This is a genomic window from Ruegeria sp. BC1, from assembly GCF_056539305.1.
The window spans coordinates 60,843-77,999 of sequence record NZ_JBQFUT010000009.1; the positions used below are offsets into that span (position 1 = coordinate 60,843).

At 55.6% G+C, this 17,157-nt stretch carries 17 protein-coding genes; all 17 read left to right on the forward strand.

Annotated elements, in window-relative coordinates:
* The first annotated feature begins 16 nt into the window (after window positions 1-16).
* Window positions 17-592, forward strand: coding sequence for a TRAP transporter small permease subunit (locus tag ACR0IY_RS17820; protein ID WP_170353338.1), 576 nt, complete (start codon window positions 17-19; stop codon window positions 590-592).
* The gene (locus ACR0IY_RS17825; RefSeq protein ID WP_170328647.1) at window positions 589-1,884 is read left to right on the forward strand and encodes a TRAP transporter large permease; all 1,296 of its coding nucleotides are present in this window, start codon (window positions 589-591) and stop codon (window positions 1,882-1,884) included. The genes ACR0IY_RS17820 and ACR0IY_RS17825 overlap by 4 nt, the downstream gene beginning before the upstream one ends.
* A complete protein-coding gene (locus ACR0IY_RS17830) occupies window positions 1,884-3,776 on the forward strand; it encodes a bifunctional sugar phosphate isomerase/epimerase/4-hydroxyphenylpyruvate dioxygenase family protein (RefSeq protein WP_480675672.1) in 1,893 nt (630 codons plus the stop codon). Before ACR0IY_RS17825 ends, ACR0IY_RS17830 begins: the two co-directional genes overlap by 1 nt.
* The gene (locus tag ACR0IY_RS17835; protein WP_480675674.1) at window positions 3,773-4,609 is read left to right on the forward strand and encodes a citryl-CoA lyase; all 837 of its coding nucleotides are present in this window, start codon (window positions 3,773-3,775) and stop codon (window positions 4,607-4,609) included. Before ACR0IY_RS17830 ends, ACR0IY_RS17835 begins: the two co-directional genes overlap by 4 nt.
* Window positions 4,596-5,786: a Gfo/Idh/MocA family protein gene (locus tag ACR0IY_RS17840; RefSeq protein WP_480675675.1), complete on the forward strand. Its 1,191-nt coding sequence runs from the start codon at window positions 4,596-4,598 to the stop codon at window positions 5,784-5,786. Before ACR0IY_RS17835 ends, ACR0IY_RS17840 begins: the two co-directional genes overlap by 14 nt.
* A complete protein-coding gene (locus tag ACR0IY_RS17845; protein WP_480675677.1) occupies window positions 5,776-6,450 on the forward strand; it encodes a hypothetical protein in 675 nt (224 codons plus the stop codon). The genes ACR0IY_RS17840 and ACR0IY_RS17845 overlap by 11 nt, the downstream gene beginning before the upstream one ends.
* A complete protein-coding gene (locus ACR0IY_RS17850) occupies window positions 6,443-7,633 on the forward strand; it encodes a Gfo/Idh/MocA family protein (RefSeq protein WP_480675679.1) in 1,191 nt (396 codons plus the stop codon). Before ACR0IY_RS17845 ends, ACR0IY_RS17850 begins: the two co-directional genes overlap by 8 nt.
* Window positions 7,634-7,787: 154 nt before the next feature.
* Window positions 7,788-8,702 (forward strand): sugar phosphate isomerase/epimerase family protein, encoded by a 915-nt coding sequence (locus ACR0IY_RS17855; protein ID WP_480675681.1) that lies wholly within the window; start codon window positions 7,788-7,790, stop codon window positions 8,700-8,702.
* Window positions 8,683-10,092, forward strand: coding sequence for an aldehyde dehydrogenase family protein (locus ACR0IY_RS17860; RefSeq protein ID WP_480675683.1), 1,410 nt, complete (start codon window positions 8,683-8,685; stop codon window positions 10,090-10,092). The genes ACR0IY_RS17855 and ACR0IY_RS17860 overlap by 20 nt, the downstream gene beginning before the upstream one ends.
* The gene (locus ACR0IY_RS17865) at window positions 10,092-11,873 is read left to right on the forward strand and encodes a thiamine pyrophosphate-binding protein (RefSeq protein ID WP_480675685.1); all 1,782 of its coding nucleotides are present in this window, start codon (window positions 10,092-10,094) and stop codon (window positions 11,871-11,873) included. The genes ACR0IY_RS17860 and ACR0IY_RS17865 overlap by 1 nt, the downstream gene beginning before the upstream one ends.
* 308 nt (window positions 11,874-12,181) lie before the next feature.
* Window positions 12,182-13,372, forward strand: coding sequence for a tyrosine-type recombinase/integrase (locus tag ACR0IY_RS17870; protein ID WP_480675687.1), 1,191 nt, complete (start codon window positions 12,182-12,184; stop codon window positions 13,370-13,372).
* Complete coding sequence (locus ACR0IY_RS17875) at window positions 13,369-14,226, forward strand: hypothetical protein (protein WP_480675689.1); 858 nt, start codon at window positions 13,369-13,371, stop codon at window positions 14,224-14,226. Before ACR0IY_RS17870 ends, ACR0IY_RS17875 begins: the two co-directional genes overlap by 4 nt.
* Before the next feature lie 139 nt (window positions 14,227-14,365).
* Complete coding sequence (locus ACR0IY_RS17880) at window positions 14,366-14,545, forward strand: helix-turn-helix domain-containing protein (RefSeq protein ID WP_170424474.1); 180 nt, start codon at window positions 14,366-14,368, stop codon at window positions 14,543-14,545.
* A gap of 54 nt (window positions 14,546-14,599) precedes the next feature.
* Window positions 14,600-14,914, forward strand: coding sequence for a hypothetical protein (locus ACR0IY_RS17885; RefSeq protein ID WP_480675691.1), 315 nt, complete (start codon window positions 14,600-14,602; stop codon window positions 14,912-14,914).
* Window positions 14,915-14,917: 3 nt separating this feature from the next.
* Entirely contained in the window at window positions 14,918-16,297 is a 1,380-nt protein-coding gene (locus ACR0IY_RS17890; RefSeq protein WP_480675693.1) for a reverse transcriptase domain-containing protein, read from the forward strand.
* 74 nt (window positions 16,298-16,371) lie between these two features.
* Entirely contained in the window at window positions 16,372-16,746 is a 375-nt protein-coding gene (locus ACR0IY_RS17895) for a hypothetical protein (protein ID WP_480675695.1), read from the forward strand.
* Complete coding sequence (locus ACR0IY_RS17900) at window positions 16,733-17,008, forward strand: hypothetical protein (protein ID WP_480675697.1); 276 nt, start codon at window positions 16,733-16,735, stop codon at window positions 17,006-17,008. The genes ACR0IY_RS17895 and ACR0IY_RS17900 overlap by 14 nt, the downstream gene beginning before the upstream one ends.
* Window positions 17,009-17,157 lie beyond the last annotated feature (149 nt).

Consider the following 17,157-nt stretch of genomic DNA (forward strand, 5'->3'; position numbering starts at 1 on the left):
GGGAGGGAGAACCATAATGAAAGGCTTCATAAAGGGGTTCTCCCGACTGACCGAAGCGATTGCCGGCGGGATGCTGGCGGCAATCTTCCTGATTTTCCTATTGCAAATACTCTTGCGCTACTTCTTTACCCCCGCCGGATGGACGCTTGAACTCATCGGCATTCTGTGGGTTTGGGTGATCTTCTTCAGTTGCGCTTTCATAGTGCGCGAACGGGATCACGTGAAGTTCGACATCATCTACCTTTCCGTGCCGATGCGCGTGCGGCAGGTCTTTGCGATGCTGGCGGCCGCAGCGATCGTGGTCGGTATGCTCTACAGCTTCCTTCCGACGTGGGACTACATCGATTGGATGAAAATCCGCAAGACATCGACTGTCCGCAATCCGTTTTCCGGCGAGAAGATACCTTTGCGCACAGTATTCTCGATTTACGCGGTATTCATGCTGGTCGTCGCAGCGCGCTACGCGTGGCTATTCTTCGACGTCATGCGCAATGGCCCCCCAAAGACAGAGTTGGAACTGGTTGTTGGGTACAACGTGGTTGACGACCATCCCCGTGTCGACGTCGAAGAGGACGAGGAAGTTAAGAAATGAGTTTTGAACTTCTTTCCTGCCTGCTCGCTCTCTTTCTTCTGGCAGGCATCGGGACACCTATCGGCTATTCCATCCTCTTGGCCTCATTGGTGTATCTGGGCACAGCCGGACTGGACGTAGCACTCGCAGGCGAGAAGATCCTGCAGGGCTTCTACAAAAGCACGATCCTGCTTGCCGTGCCTTTGTTCATCGTCGCCGCCAATATCATGAACGCGGGCTCGATCACGGACCGTCTGCTGAACTTCTGCGTCGCCGCTGTTGGTCGGTTCAAGGGCGGTCTCGGGCACGTCAACGTGGTAGCGTCTCTGATCTTTTCGGGTATGTCCGGCTCGGCCGTCGCGGATGCCGCGGGGATCGGTAAAATCATCATTGAGATGATGACCAAGGATGGCCGCTACAGCCGAGGTTACGCAGCCGCGATCACGGCGGCGTCGGCGACGATTGGCCCGATCATTCCGCCCTCGATCCCGATGGTTTTGTACGCGCTCGTTTCCAAGGCCTCTATCGGGTCGCTGTTCCTGGCCGGTATTCTTCCGGGCCTGATCATGGGCGTCGTCCTTATGGCGATGAACTATTATCTGGCCGGAAAGCGGAACTTTGCATTGGAAGAACCTGTTCCTCTGCGCGAATTGCCGGCTAAAACCGCCAACGCGTTTCCGGCACTGCTGATGCCCGCAATCCTGCTGTACGGTATATATGGCGGCGTCACCACTCCGACCGAAGCCGCCGCAGTTGCTGCATTCTACGCTCTGCTACTGGCAGCGTTGTTCTACCGCGCGCTGACCTTCCGTGGCCTTTATCAAGTGTTCGTCGACAGCGCGCGCTCCTCCGCCGCCGTCGGGGTGGTCATTGGTGGCGCGTTCATTCTGAACTTCATCGTCATTCAGGAACAGATTCCACAGTCGATCTCGGCACTGCTGGAGGGTTCGGATGTTAGCCCGATTGTATTCCTGATCCTCGTAAACCTGCTGATCCTCGCGCTGGGATGCGTGTTAGACGCAACAACGATCATCCTGGTGATCGTGCCCCTGTTCATTCCAACCTGCGAAGCGCTCGGGATTGATCTGGTGCATTTCGGAGTGCTGGTCGTCGTGAACTCAATGATCGGTTTGATCACGCCGCCCTATGGCATTCTACTCTTTGTGATCAACGCCGTGACGGACATTCCGCTGCGCGAAATCATCTCCGAAATCTGGGCCTTCCTCGCGGTTCTCATCTTCGCCTTGGTGATAATGATGCTGATGCCGGATCTGGTCCTGTGGTTGCCGCGTATGTTTGGATATCAGGGATAATGTGCCTGTCGGTTTCGACAACGTCGATCCCCGGTGATCTGGCTGAAAAGCTGAGTGCTATCGCTGACGCGGGATTCGGGGGTGTCGAATTACACGAACCGGATTTGACCGCTTTTGACGGACCGCCATCGCAAGTCCGCAAGATTGCATCGGACCTCGGCCTGAAGATATGCCTGTTACAACCCTTCCATAATCTTGAAGGCCAGCCCGAAGCCGGACGTGAGCGCGCCTTTGATCGACTGAAGCGCAAACTCGACCTGATGAGCGAGCTGGGAACGGAATTGCTGCTTATCGGGTCTGCCTTCGAGGTCGATGTCGCTGCGACCGAAGAACAGGTAATCGCAGATCTTGGCGAGGCGGCCCAAATCGCTAAAGAAATGGGGATGCGTCTGGCCTATATGGGCTTGCCATGGTCGGATCTTATTCACTCGGATGAACAGGCGTTAGGCGTCGTTGATGCTGTCGACAGCCCTAATCTGGGGTTGGCTTTGAATTCCTTCTTCTCGCTTGCCGACGGATCCAAACCAGCCCGCCTTCGGGACATTCCCGGAGAGCGGCTGTTCCATGTGCAACTGTCCGATGCACCCCGGCTTGAGATGGATATACGTCGGCTCAAGCGGCATTTTGGGCTTCTGCCGGGGCTTGGGTCGCTGAACCTTGCGGGCTTCGTTCGCGTGTTGTCCCGCGCCGGATACAAAGGGCCTTGGTCGGTTGCACGCGTCAACGAAGCAGCTCCTCAACCCGGTGGCCGAACACTGGCCCGAGACGGCTACAGGTCGCTGGTGAACCTCCTGGATGAGGTATCCCGGACCGAGCCGGGAACCGATTTCGGCATCCCGGACCTGCCGGAACGCGTCTATGCGTCAGGCTTTGAGTTCGTCGAGTTTACAGCTGATGAAACAAGCGGCGCGCAACTGGCAGATATGCTGTCAGCAATGTGTTTTCGAATGGAGCGAAAACACGTCAGCAAGTCTGTCGAGCTGTGGCGGCAGGGTGCGATAAACATCGTTGTGAATACCGAAAAGGAAGGTTTTGCCCATTCGGCGTTCCTGGGTCACGGCCCCTCGGTTTGTGATATGGGGTTGCGTGTCAAAGATGCGGATCAGACGGTTCAGCGGGCGACCGCGCTGGGCGCACCGAATTTTTCGCAGCCGGTGGGAACTGGTGAGCTGGATATCCCGGCCATTCGTGGTGTTGGCGGCAATGTTGTTCATTTCATCGATGAGAAATCCGATTTGCATCGGGTATGGGACATCGAGTTCGAGCCGGTCGCGAAAACCAAAGCGACCCAGCCTGCCGGTTTGCGCCGGATCGACCATCTGGCCCAGACGATGCGTCACGATGAGATGCAAAGCTGGCTGCTCTACTACATTTCGACTTTTGAGATGGCAAAATCCCCTATCGTGAACGTCGCCGACCCGTCCGGTGTCGTGCAAAGCCAGGCTATCGAAAGTCCCGAAGGCGAAGTGCGCCTGAACCTGAACGGGGCCGTTGGGCGCCGAACACTGGCGGCGTCATTCCTTGAAGATGGCTTTGGGGCAGGTGTTCAGCACATTGCCTTCCAATCGGATGATATTTTTGAAACCTCAGCCCAGTTGCTCAAGTCCAACTTTCCCAGCCTGTATATCCCGGAAAACTACTACGCTGATCTGCAAGCAACTTTCGGATTGGATGACGACTTGATCGCCCAACTGCGCCGGGGCAACATTCTTTACGATCGGGCAGCGGGTGCTGAGTATTTCCAGATATACAGCCGCCCCATCTTTAACGGCTTCTTCTTCGAAATCGTTGAACGCCGTGCGGGCTACGCCGGTTATGGCGCGCGTAACGCGCCCATTCGCCTCGCCGCGCAAAGCAAAACCCAGACGCTCAAAGAGGTGCAGACTCAATGACTGTGCTAGATGAAACCATGACAATGGATGAGCGCGCCGTTCGCCAATGGTGGCGTACCTCCATAATCGACATGAAACCCGGACAGATCGCTTTTCGCGGCAACGCCATAGAGGACCTGATCGGGAACGTATCTTTCCCGCAAATGATCTGGCTGATGGTGCGGGGCGATCTGCCCAGCGATGCGCAGGCACGTCTGTTCGAGGCCGCTCTGGTCGCAGGCGTCGATCACGGCCCGCAGGCCCCCTCGATCGCAGCAGCGCGCATGGCAGCCACCTGCGGGGTTGGTCTCAATAACGCGATGGCAACAGCGGTGAACATGCTGGGCGACGTGCATGGCGGGGCAGGGGAGCAATGCGCCGAACTCTACTATGACATCGCGGCCCGCATGGATGCTGGTGCATCGCTGAACGACGCTGTTCAGGACGGTCTGGACAGTTGGCGCGAGATCTACGGCAAGATCGTGTCGGGCTTTGGCCACAGGTTTCACAAACCCGTCGATCCACGCGCACCACGATTGATGCGACTTGTTCGCGACGCAGCGAATGACGGCACCGTTTCCGGCCGTTTTGCCGATATCGGAGAAGGGGTTCAGGCCGAACTTGGCCTTCAACGCGGCGGTCGGCCGATTGCCATGAATATCGACGGCGCGACAGCCGTGATCTTCTGCGAACTTGGCTTTCCCGCGCCATTGTCGCGAGGGCTGTTCTGCCTGTCCCGCTCGGTCGGAATACTCGCCCACGCCTGGGAACAGATGGGGCAGGGTGGTCGCAACAAAGGGCCCATGCCCCCGAATTACCTACCCCTTTACGAAGACAGGAATGATGACACGTGAGACATCGAAATCCTTCCGGGTCGGCCTTATCGGCTGTGGTCGTATCAGTGATATCTATCTAAAAACACTATCCAAATTTTTGAACGTCGAGGTCGCGGCTTGTGCAAGCCTTGATCCTTCGGAAAGCCGCGCCAAGGCAGATCAATACGGCATCGCCAAGGCGTGCACGCCAGATGAAGTGTTTGACGATCCAACGATTGACTGCGTTCTGAATCTGACAATTCCTGCAGCGCATGCTGAAATCAGTTTGCGTGCGTTGGAGGCGGGCAAGCACGTCTATTCAGAAAAGCCACTGGTCATGAACCGTACGGATGGTAAAGCGATCCTGCACATGGCCTCTGAAAAGGGGTTGCTGGTCGGTTGCGCGCCCGACACGTTTCTGGGCGGTCGCTGGCAGACCGTTCGGCGCTTGATCGATGAAGGTGCTATCGGGAAACCGACAGGAGTTTTTGCCCATGTCGGTACCCACGGGACAGAACGCCATCATCCCAACCCGGATTTCTACTACCAGGCCGGTGGCGGGCCCTTGCTGGACCTTGGGCCATACTACCTGACCGCCATGATCTGCTGCCTAGGTCCTGTTGACCGCGTCGCCGGAATGGCGCGGCGGACATTTGACCAGCGGATGATCGAAAACGGCCATCGCAACGGCGAATGGATGGATGTCGAGGTCGACACGCACTCCCTAAGCCTGCTGCAGTTTTCGTCAGGTGCCATCGGGTCGATGACCATGAGTTTCGACGTCTGGGACAGCGAAACGCCCCGGTTCGAGATCTATGGCGAAAACGGAACCATCTGCATCCCTGACCCTGACCCGGTTCACGGAGCTAACATCTTTCAGGGGGATGTCTGGCTGAAAACGCGGGAGACCTCGCGCTGGTCGCATCAGCCTCGCCCAGCCGGTCGTGAAGACTGGCAGATGGTCGAAAACAAACACGGGTTCAATGAAGACAGCCGCGGGCTCGGCCTTTTGGATCTGGCCCTGGCGGTACAAGAAGGACGCCAACCCCGTGCAAGTGGAGCGCTTGCCTATCACGTTTTCGAAGTCATGGACGCGATCGAACGGGCGCCGAAATTTGGCGCCTATCAAACGATAGAAAGCCGTTGTGCGGCACCCGAGCTATTGCCGGTCGATTTCCTGAAGGATGAGAGGAAGGAGTTGGCGCATGCCGATTGAGACACTCGACTTTGCCCAGCCCTTCTTTCGCGTCCAGCACATCACCGGTGAAGACAGAATATCTGTCGAGGGTCGTGCAATCGTTCTTAACCTTGGGCAACTGGATCTCTCGGTCGAGGGTCAGGCCGTTGCGCCGCTTTCCTCCGTGATCGTACAAGACAGCACGCTTAGCTTCGTGGAACGTGCAGTCATTGTCCACGGTTTCGACGCCCATGCCGATGACAACGAGTTGTTCGCATGGGTGAAAGATACATGGCCATCTGCTTTTGATGTTCGCCAAGAGGAGCGTTTGCGCGGTGTTAGCCACTACATGTCGCCAAAGGTCTTCGTGGGTAACGTTGGACTGACCATGTACCACTCGGGCTCGGTTCCATTGAATGTCGGATTGCACAAGGATCATCCGTTCTGCCCGGTACCGGGGTTTCGCGAAGTGCATACGCAAATCGTAGGCTTTGGCAAAATGCAGCAATGCCGTGAGCGGGATGTTGAATCCCTTTACCTCGAAGAATTCATGGCCCCCGGCACGACGCACAAACCGATGTATGACGCCGAAGGCAACTATCCCTGGCATCAGTACGAGACGATTACCCCCAGCATTTTCATGGCGGTGGAAATGCTGCCGGAAGGCGTACGGGTCCCGGAAATGGAGATTCAGAATGGCTGAGAGACTTTTTTCCGAAGACCTGAACTTTGACGGACCTTTCCCCCGATTGTCTCGCCGTTTGCGGCTGGGTGTTGTTGGCGGCGGACGTATCTCTGTCACGCAGGCAACGGCCGCGCGGATGACCGACCGGTGGGAGGTCGTCGCAGGAGCGCTCAGTTCTGACGCCATGCGAAGCAAGGCGCGCGGGGCCGAGTGGTTCCTGCCGGCCGACCGGTGCTATGCGTCCTTCGACGAGATGGCAAAGGCCGAGGCGGCACGCCCGGATGGCGTAGATGCCGTCATGATCACCACCCCGAACCACGTTCATTTCGAAGCGGCCAAAGCCTTTCTGGAGGCGGGCATTGACGTGCTGTGCGATAAGCCCCTGACCAACGAAGTCGCGGCGGCCGAAGGGATTGAGGAGATTACCGCGCGCACGGGACACATCTTTGCTGTCGGCTATGCGATGTCATGTTTTCCAGTAATCCGTCAGGCCAAACAAATCGTGGCCGATGGAGGCATTGGCAAAATCAACCAAATCCATGTCGAGTTCATGCAAGACTGGATGACACCTGAAGATGTGGCAGATGCGCCTCATGTAAAATGGCGGCTAGACCCAAAGATTTCGGGCCCGACCAGCTGTGTCGGCGATATCGGCACCCATGCCGCGCATCTCGCCAGTTTTGTCTCGGGCCTGCCCTTAACCGATCTACGGGCCGAGTTTCATGTCTGCGGCGCGCCAAAGCCTTTGGAAGACACAGCATTCATGTTCACCCGCTATCAAAACGAGGTTCCGGGAACCCTGATGGCGACACGCCTTGCCCCCGGAAATCGAGGCGGTTTGCGCTTACGGATATTCGGGAGCGAAGGAGGTCTCGAGTGGGACTTGGAGAATTCGGAACAGCTGAAGTTCAATCGGTTTGGTGAGCCGGATCGTATCATCAGCCGAGGTCACGGGCATGGCATCGGCCCCGGCGCAGAACGTCTAATCCGGACCGCGCGCGGCTTCCCAGAAGGGATTATCGAAGCCTGGGCCAACCTCTATACGGAATTTGCTATGGCCGTAGCCGCGCGTCGGGATGGCGTTACCGTTCCGGATGATTGGCTTACTTATCCCAGTGTCGAACAAGGTGCAGATGGCGTCCGGTTTATTGAAGCCTCCGTGCGCTCGCACCAGTCCGGAGGTGACTGGGTCACTCTCTAAGGCTCTGCCAACAAGAATGAAAAACACGCCCGGGCCGTTGCCCGGGCGCTTTCATTTCCTACTCAGTATTAGAAGTTGATATTTTAAAAAATATCAGATATTTTTTACAACGTGTGATGAATTAGAGATTCGCAGACACGTGGAGCTGCCGTTCATGGTGAAACCCGAAGAGGCTGGCACAAGCCCCTCTCTCTATTCCTTGGCGCATCTGACGCTAATTGGCTGTACGCCGCCCGAGCTGGTCTATATCGCCGCGCGGGCCGGTTACGATGCCGTCAGCCCCCGTTTCATTCCGATGCATGTGCCCGGTGAATTCAATCAATCTCCAATCGACAAGGCACAGGTGCAGGCCACCAAAACTGCTCTCTCTACCACCGGCTTGAAAGTCCTTGATGTCGAACTTGCGCGCATCACCGAAGATGTCGATCCGCGCAGTTTTGAGCCTTCGTTGGAGATCGGCGGGGAACTGGGCGCCAAACGCATGATCATGAGCGCGTGGACCAACACCCGTGATGATCGCGACTTCCTGATCGAAGTATATTCCGAAACCTGCGAACTGGCGGCGCCGTATGGGCTAACTGTGGACCTGGAGTTTCCAAGCTTCTCTCGCTTGCGCACGCTGGATGAGGCGCTGGACATTGTCCGCGCCTCTGATCAGCCGAATGGCGGTATTCTGGTCGATACGCTTTATCTGCACCTCAGCCGCGTGGATCTCGGAGAGCTTTTGCACGTCCCCTCGGAGTTGTTTCACTTCCTGCATATCTCTGATTGCCTGCCAGGCATCGCTGATACGCGCGAGGGCATGATCCAGCTGGCCCGCGATGCCAGGTTGTACCCCGGCGAAGGTTGGATCGATTTCACCGGCATCATCGAACGGATGCCGCCCGTCGACTATTCCATTGAATTGCCCAACCAAAGCCGCGTTGCCGAGTTGGGATATGAAGAACACGCGCGTCGCTGTCTCAGCCACGCCAAGCGAACATTTGGCAAGGCCCGGTCACAGCGCCGTATGCCCGATGCAGCAATTCCAAAACACCAAGAGGATAATCATGGGCAAAGAGCTCACTGAAAACGACCGACAACTCGCGGCCGATATGCTGGCACGCGCCCGTGCTGCCATGGCCGAGATCGAGGATTGGGAACAGGACAGGCTGGACCGCTTGTCTCAAGCCATTGCGTGGTATGCAGGGAACGAGAAAACCTTCACCCGTCTGGCCCAGCAAGGCGTGGACGAGAGCGGCATCGGAGATCGCGAAGGGCGTCCAGCGAAACGATTCAAGATTCACATGGTACTGCGTGATGTCCTGCGCACTCCATCGACCGGTATCGTCGAAGTGGATGAGGAAAAAGGTCTGGTGAAATATGCCAAACCTGCCGGTGTGATCGCCTCCCTGATCCCGATGACCAACCCGGCAATGACTCCACCGGTGACCGGTGTTTCCGCCGCAAACGCCCGGAATGCAGTCATCTTCAGCCCGCATCCGCGAACCGCTCATACCACCTTCGAAATGGTCGAGGTTATGCGCGCAGCCTGTCGTGCTGCAGGAGCCCCCGAGGATCTGTTTCAGTCCATTCGCAAACCGTCGATCCCATTGACGCAACATCTGATGGAGATCTGTGATCTGACTTTGGCGACGGGCGGCAAGCCCATGGTCAAAGCAGCCTACAGCTCGGGGCGTCCGGCTTATGGCGTCGGTGCGGGCAATTCGTCCATCGTCATAGACGAGACCGCCGATCTGGATATCGCGGCGCAGAATACACGCATTTCCAAGACCTCTGATTTTGGGTCTGGCTGCTCGGCAGATGGCAATATCATCATCCAGCGCTCGGTTTATGATGACATGGTTAAGGCGCTGGAGGCCGAAGGCGGGTACCTGTGTTCGGACGGGGAAAAGGCCATGCTTGAAGCGGCAATGTGGGATGAAAAGGGAAACCGCACATTCCCGACCATCGCCTGTCCGCCTCAGCAAACGGCCAAGGTTGCCGGTTTTAGCATCCCAGAAGATCGCAAGTTTCTGATGGTCGAAAATCAGGGGCAAATCGGGTCGCAGCACAAGTTCTCCAAGGAAAAACTGACCACGCTGATGGCGCTATATCACTTCGACACATTTGATGACGCGCTGGAAACGGTCAGCCAGATTTACAACACCGGAGGCAAAGGCCATTCCTGCGGCATCTACAGCCACAATGACGATCATATCGACCGGTTGGCGCGTCTGGCTCCAGTCAGCCGTATGATGGTGCGACAGCCTCAGTCCAAGGCCAACGCCGGTGCCTGGACCAATGGTATGCCCATGACCAGCAGCCTGGGCTGCGGCATATGGGGCGGCAACATCACCAACGAAAACGTCACCATGAAGCATATGATGAACTACACCTGGGTCAGCCGTCCGATCCCCGAGGATCGCCCATCAGAGCCTGACCTGTTCGGTGAGTTCTATGGACAGGAGGTCGCGTGATGGACGGAGCGAAACTGGAAGGAAAAACCGTTGCCGAACATATCGTTGACTTTCTCGAACGCCGAGAAGTCAAGCATGTATTCGGCTTATGCGGTCACACGAACATCGCGGTTCTGGCTGCGTTGGCGGAAAGTCCCATCGATTTCGTCACCGTTCGGCACGAACAGATCGCCAGCCACGCGGCGGACGCATATGCCCGCGTGACGGGCAGGGCCTCGGTGGTACTGTCTCATCTCTCCCCGGGGCTGACCAATTGTGCCACCGGGGTCGCCAATGCCGCATTGGATTGTATCCCGATGGTGGTGATCGCTGGCGACATTCCCACGCATTACTACGGTAAACATCCGCACCAGGAAGTGAACCTGCATGCAGACGCAGCCCAATGGGAGATTTACCGACCCTTCGTGAAGCGCGCTTGGCGCGTGGATCGCGCCGACCTGATGGCCGAGATTCTGGAGAAGGCGTTTCACCTCGCGGAAAGCGGTCAGCCTGGCCCCGTGTTGGTCAATGTGCCGATGGACATCTTCTCGGAAGTCATCCCGTCGGACAGCTTTGATCGTATTCTCGGTAACACGAACGCGCTCAAGAAACCATCGATTGACGACGAAACCGCGCGTGAGATTGTCGAAGCACTTGCGAATGCCGAAAACCCAGTAGCTTATGTCGGAGGTGGTATTCTTCTGGCACAGGCCAGCGAGGAGTTGCGAGAATTTGTTGAACATATGGGCCTTCCAGTCGCGCATTCCCTGATGGGTAAAGGCGCGTTGCGAGACGACCATCCGCTTGTGCTGGGAATGACCGGGTTTTGGGGCACCGAATTGGTCAACCAGTCCTGCTTGAATGCGGACTACATCTTTGCCGTGGGCACTCGGTTCAAAGAGGCTGATTGTTCAAGTTGGTACCCTGGCTACACGTTCAACATCCCCGGTTCCAAGGTCATTCATATCGACATTGAGCCGCAGGAGATCGGTCGGAACTATCCCACCGAGATCGGAGTCGTTGCTGACGCCAAGGCCGCATTGCGCATCCTCAACCGGGTCGCCCGCGAGATGTATCCGGACGGTTTCAAACGCCCCGCGCTTGAACAGAAAATTGCTAAATTTCGGACCGACTTCAAAGCGCGCAACTTGGAAATGGCAACCTCATCAGCCTTTCCGATGATGCCCGAGCGTATTCTGGCCGATACCCGCAAGGCGCTGCCTGAGGATGCCATCATCACGACCGACGTTGGATGGAACAAGAACGGGGTTGGGCAACAGTTTGATATCTTGACCCCCGGCTCAATACTGACCCCGGGCGGGTTCGCCACGATGGGCTTTGGCCCACCGGGCGCGATCGGTGCCAAACTGGCAGCGCCGGATCGAGTGGTGATCAGCCTTGTTGGCGATGGTGGCTTCGGTCAAAATCCGTCGATGCTGGCAACAGCTGTTGAACTTGACCTGGGCATTATCTGGCTGGTCATGAATAACAACGCTTTCGGCACCATTGCGGGCCTTCAAAAGGCCCACTACGGTCTGACTTATGGAACAACGTTCCCCGGATCAGCCGCAGCACCCGCGAACGGACCGGGGTATGCAGACATAGCGCGGGCCTACGGCGCGGAGGGGCACAGGCTTAGCGCTGCGGACGAGCTGTTGCCCGCATTAGAAGCTGCAATCGCCAGCGGCAAACCAACTGTCCTTGATGTCCCAATGATCAACAATCCGACGCCAACCACCGGACATTGGAACATCCTGGACATTTATTCGCCGGACAAAGACGTCTCTCACGTCGCGACCTGACGACTGCGTGCGCGGCAAACCGCACCATCTAGTGAAAACACAAAGCCTAAAAGGGCTCTCGATTCAGAGGCCCTTGTTTCTCCTTGAGATGACGATGGTATTCTGGTCGAGGTCAGGAATGCCTAACCACCCTCGTATTGAACCGAAAATTTGAAGTGGGGGGTGGTAGCGGAGGAGACTGCCAAACTACCTTCTCAAGAAATTTCTTAAATTCTCACTACAATCTGTAAACAAAGAAAAATATCAAACTTTTCGTCTTATCCTCTTTCATCCCATCTCGCCCGGTCTTATGTTTTTTGATGGGATAAATGATGGGACAAAAAACGGTGCCTTCTCTTACAGTACGAAAAGTTCAAAGCCTCAAAGAGCCGGGGATGTATGGCGATGGAGGCGGTCTGTATTTGCGCATTGGCAAGGCCGGGGGTAAGTCTTGGATACTTAGGACCGTCGTCTACGGAAAAAGAAGAGACTTAGGGTTGGGTTCTGCCTCGCTGGTCGGTTTGGCCGAGGCAAGAGAATTAGCGCGTGAGTTAAGGAAAGTGGCCCGATCAGGCGGCGATCCGGATACCGTCAGAAAGCGGGAAACCCTTACATTTCGCGAAGCCGCCCAGCGCACCCACGCAAATCTTCTGCCAACGTGGCGTAGTAAACGGCACGGGGAAATTTGGCTTTCGGCGATTGAAAGGTATGCTTTCCCCAGCTTCGGGGACCGACCAATCGAAACCATCGGGACATCTGATCTGATGGCGGTACTGCAACCGATTTGGGTGGAAAAGCATGAGACGGCCAACCGAGTAAAACAGCGGCTTGCCAATATCTTTGATTGGGCAAAAGGCGCTGGGCACTATCCGCATGAAAACCCGGTTAACGGCCTTAAGAAGGCGCTGCCTGCGGTCAAGAGCACTGCTGTTCATATGCCAGCATTACCGTGGCAAGACTTGCCAGCATTCATGTCAGACTTGTTGACCCGTGAAGGCACGTCTGCATTCGCGTTGCGGTTTATCATACTAACAGCCGTTCGATCCGGGGAGGCGCGCGGAGCGCGATGGGACGAGATTTCAGGTAATGTTTGGACTATTCCGGCGGACCGAATGAAAGCGGGAAAAGAGCATAGGGTTCCGCTCACAAAAGAAGCGCTGGACGTTCTGGAGCGGGTTAGGGGCCTAGATGCGGAACTCGTGTTTCCCAGCCCGTCTAGAAGCAAGGTAGGCGAGGCCAAGCAGATGTCAGACCCAGTGTTTAAAGCTCTGATGAAGAGAATGAAACACGATGGCATTACAACACACGGGTTTCGGTCTACTTTCCGTGATTGGTGCAGTGAAAGCGCCCACGCTGACCGCGAAGTTTCCGAAGCTGCACTGGCCCACAGTTTTGGTAACAAGGTTGAGCGGGCATACGCGCGTTCTGATCTATTTGACCGTCGTCGGACCTTGATGGAAGCGTGGTCCCGTTACGCAACGGGACAGTTGGGCGAAATCGTGGAGATGGTGAGAGTATGAAGCCTGTTATGATGCCAGAAGGTTACATATCGGTTTTTGAGCTTCATAAATGCGTCCGAAAATACGTGCTTGACCTGCCATTTGCGCAAAAAATTCAGGAGGCAGAATTGCCTCGGGCAATGCCTAAACGACCCAAGCTGCAACCAGTTGCACAGAGAGGCAATGTTGTCGCGATAGGCGAGAATGAAATTGCGCTGCAATTAAAGCGCCATGAAGAGTTAGTACGCATACGTGCGTCCTTGTCCAACTTTCTGACGGAAACTTTTCTGTCGAAAAATGTAGACAGATTGAGCGTTTACGTACACGGCCTTGATCCGTTGCGCGCAACTATCGAAGTACTTGATTATGTAGAAGGTCGGGAGTTTCCGTTTTTTGGTTGTCGCGGTTTTGAAGGTACTAAAAAGCACTGGTACAGCGTTGTTAAAGGCGTGTTCTTAGGCAGTGGCATCTCAGACTTCGATAGGTTTCAATACTTGCATAGCGATAATTGGACCTTGAAAGGGGACGGAGAGAGCACCTTGTGCGTGAAGATGTCTGCAATGCCAAAAGTTCAAGAATTTGAGGGCTTGTTGCCGACTTATCCCGTTACCAAGACGCAAGCGGCGAAAAAAAATACCGTTGCGAGTGAACGCGACGCAGTGAAGTTTCTTAGAAGTTACCTAAAAGGAAAAAAACATAACGGAGAGCCGATACCTAAGCGAACCAAGCTAGCGGTATACCTAAAGGAAGCAACAAATTTGACTTTGTCCCGGCGAGGTGAGGATAGGGTCATGAAGGAAGTTGCAGAAGAGTTTCCTGAGATTAGTAGAGCGGGTGCGCCGACTATCGCTGAACGAAATTCGGACCTCTCATAAATCGGTAATTGAACGGACAATCTGGCGTTGGGTTAATCTCCGCGTTCGATAATCACCGCGCCAATTAATCTCCGCACCCTATTAATACTGGGTGCTTGAAGGCTTCTTGCGGTTAACTGAGACGCAACAGGATTGACCGATGCAAGAAGAACTTATCCGAGACGAAGAAGTCGCCAAGCTCCTGAGTTGTGGCAAGTCCACAGTATGGCGCTGGGCGGCTGAGGGGACCATCTCGAAGCCCGTCAAGATTGGTGGAGCGACACGCTGGCTACGATCTGAGATCGAAGCAGCCATCAGTTCGGCGCAAGCAAACCGCTAAGAGCCTGCGATTTTTCGTCCTTAGCTGACGATTTGATTATCCCGAAAGAATGATATGCCGACCACCCCAGTAAAAGAACTAGGGGCTTCTCAATTGCGCGCCGACCGCCGGGAATGCTCCGACATGTACAGCAAAATTGTGCACTCAGCAGGCGCATTACGCGTGATCGAGTGCCGAGATGATTGCCAATGGATTATCCAGCGCCGAAGACCCGCAAAACAGCCCGCTGAGCGCGCATGGAACGCTATTGGCTACCATGTGTCCCGCGATGCCCTTTTGCGTCTGTGGCGCAAGCAAACGGGTTCTGTGCCGACTGAACTTGCTGCCCTGCCGGAAAACTTCATCCGTCGCGCGAAAAGGTTGGACTAAATTATGGCTGCGCCCAACGACCTGACCGCCCCGCGCGTTTTGGTGCAACCAGTTGCACGACCGGGCAATATGAAGGGATGGTCCCAAAAGCGGGGGCTGGCTCATCAGGTTTTCAAAGAAAAGAGCCGCGCAATCGCAATGGCTACGGCTTCCGGAAAACGGTTGAACCCTGTCGTGCGCGATTTCCTTCGCAATCCCAAGGTCCGACTGAGCGCGGCATTGCGTGCGCTGGGCGGAGAGCCGGGCGAAAAGGAGGCTGTAGAGCTAGGCAAAAACGTGAACGCATGGACAGACCGCTACGCGCCCGTCACATGGTACTTCACATCGAAAGCAGACGGTTCGTCTCGGCCCATCTGTGTTTTGCCGCCTGACCTGAAAGCTGTCCACTACATGATTGCCGAGGTGATCGGGCAGCAGCTTGAGCGCAGTGACGCACTCTATGGTGTGCCGGGTTTCAGCCGAGATGACGCGGCGCGGCACCTGAAAGCCCTGCAATCTGCCGGGTACGTACACCTAGCCAAGACGGACATCGTTGACTGCTTTCAAAGCATCAACCCCGACGCCCTTTATGAACTGCCACTATCACAGGAGGTGACCCGCCAAGCACTAGACATACGTAACTTGTCCTTCATCGAGAACCGGGACCATAGGGCATCTCAACTCTCCTATAGTTCCTCTCTCTGTGTACATCATGGACGCCACAAGGCAAGCGGGCCGAAAGGCCTAATGCAAGGCTCCCCGGCTTCCAACATCATCCTCGCTTGGCTGTTGAAAAGCATCCCCAGCGCGGATGATGCCAAGGTCATGCTCTGCTTCGACAACATCGTTGTAGCAGCACGTTCGATGGCTGCCTGCCGGGAGATGGTTGATACCTTGACCGCTCATTTTGAACGGTGCCCTGCTGGTCCGCTTGCGCTGTGTGACCCCGAATTCGTCGACAATGCCCCTATGGAATTCCTGGGGTATGTGTTTGACCCAGCTCGATCCGACATAGGTATCCGGGATGGCGCGCGACACAGGTTGGAGCACCGCCTGTCGCATGCGGAAGCGGAGGACGAAACCAAACTTGCGAAACTTTGGCATGAGCATCAACGCCGTGTAGCAGAGAACAGGCTGTTTGAATTCATCGATCCGTTCAACGGGCACTACCCACTTGGGGTGTGGCAAGCCCTGCTGGATTTCCGTGCCGGTTTTCCGGCAGCCTCAGCGGAAGGTCAGGAACTGGCATTCTATCTGGAGAATTCCGCTCACGTCGCTAACATGCGTCAGAATTGGTATGTGAAGCACTTTCACAACAACCTGTTCGCCCAGCGCGGCACGTTAGAGGGTGCATCTATCCGGCAAATTTTCCGGATGTACTCCGACCAATCGAATTCACACTGAAAATCGGCGGCAGCGACAGACAGCAACCTGCCCGCGCTGCGCCCAAACTCTTCCCAAAACCGAAAGGAAAAACAATGAACAGATACCAAGAAAACCTGCTTGATGCGGGTGACGATTTAGAAACTGGATGGGCCTTATTGAAGGATGCACTGTACAAGCAATCACCGGCAGGCATCGACATCGAACGCCGGTTGCAGCGCTTGAGAGATGCACGAGATGATCGCCAACTTAGGCGAATGGCAGAATTGGACGCAGTACGGCTTTCGGCCTCCCCTGCTGAGCAAAAAGAACAGCGCATTCGTGAAATTCGCCGAGACGCAGCGGAGGACAAGGACCTTTTCCTCGAACTACGTGAGCCCCTAGAGCGCGAAAAGGAGCGCCTTTGCGCAAGTTTGAAAGCGAACTACTTCCACAGCCGTAGCAAGGGTTCAGATAATGGTCCTGACTGAGTTTCTCTTGGCTGCGGCCTATTGTGCAATCGGCAGCATCCTCTGGCGAATGATCGCAGTGCCCCGGCCATCTGCCCCCCACATCACTCGACTGGATGCGGTCACTCAATTTGAGTTGGAGATGATGCGCTGGGAAGAACGTCAGACGACTGGGGAAATGATGCTTGTAAAGGGATCATTCATTCTCTTTTGGCCTGTTGCCTTGGCTCTCGGAGCCGCTAAAGCTCTCTGGGAAAGCTACGGTGCAACTGGTTGCAAATAACCTTAGACTTCGCGCTGGGCGTTGCAACTAGTTGCAGCGCCCGCGTTTTTACTAATCTTAACCAAGCGGAAGATGTCTTCGCAAAAACTCCTTAAAAATATGTCAGCCTACGCTCCACTGTAGAGGTCAAAGATATCAGTATTCTAAGA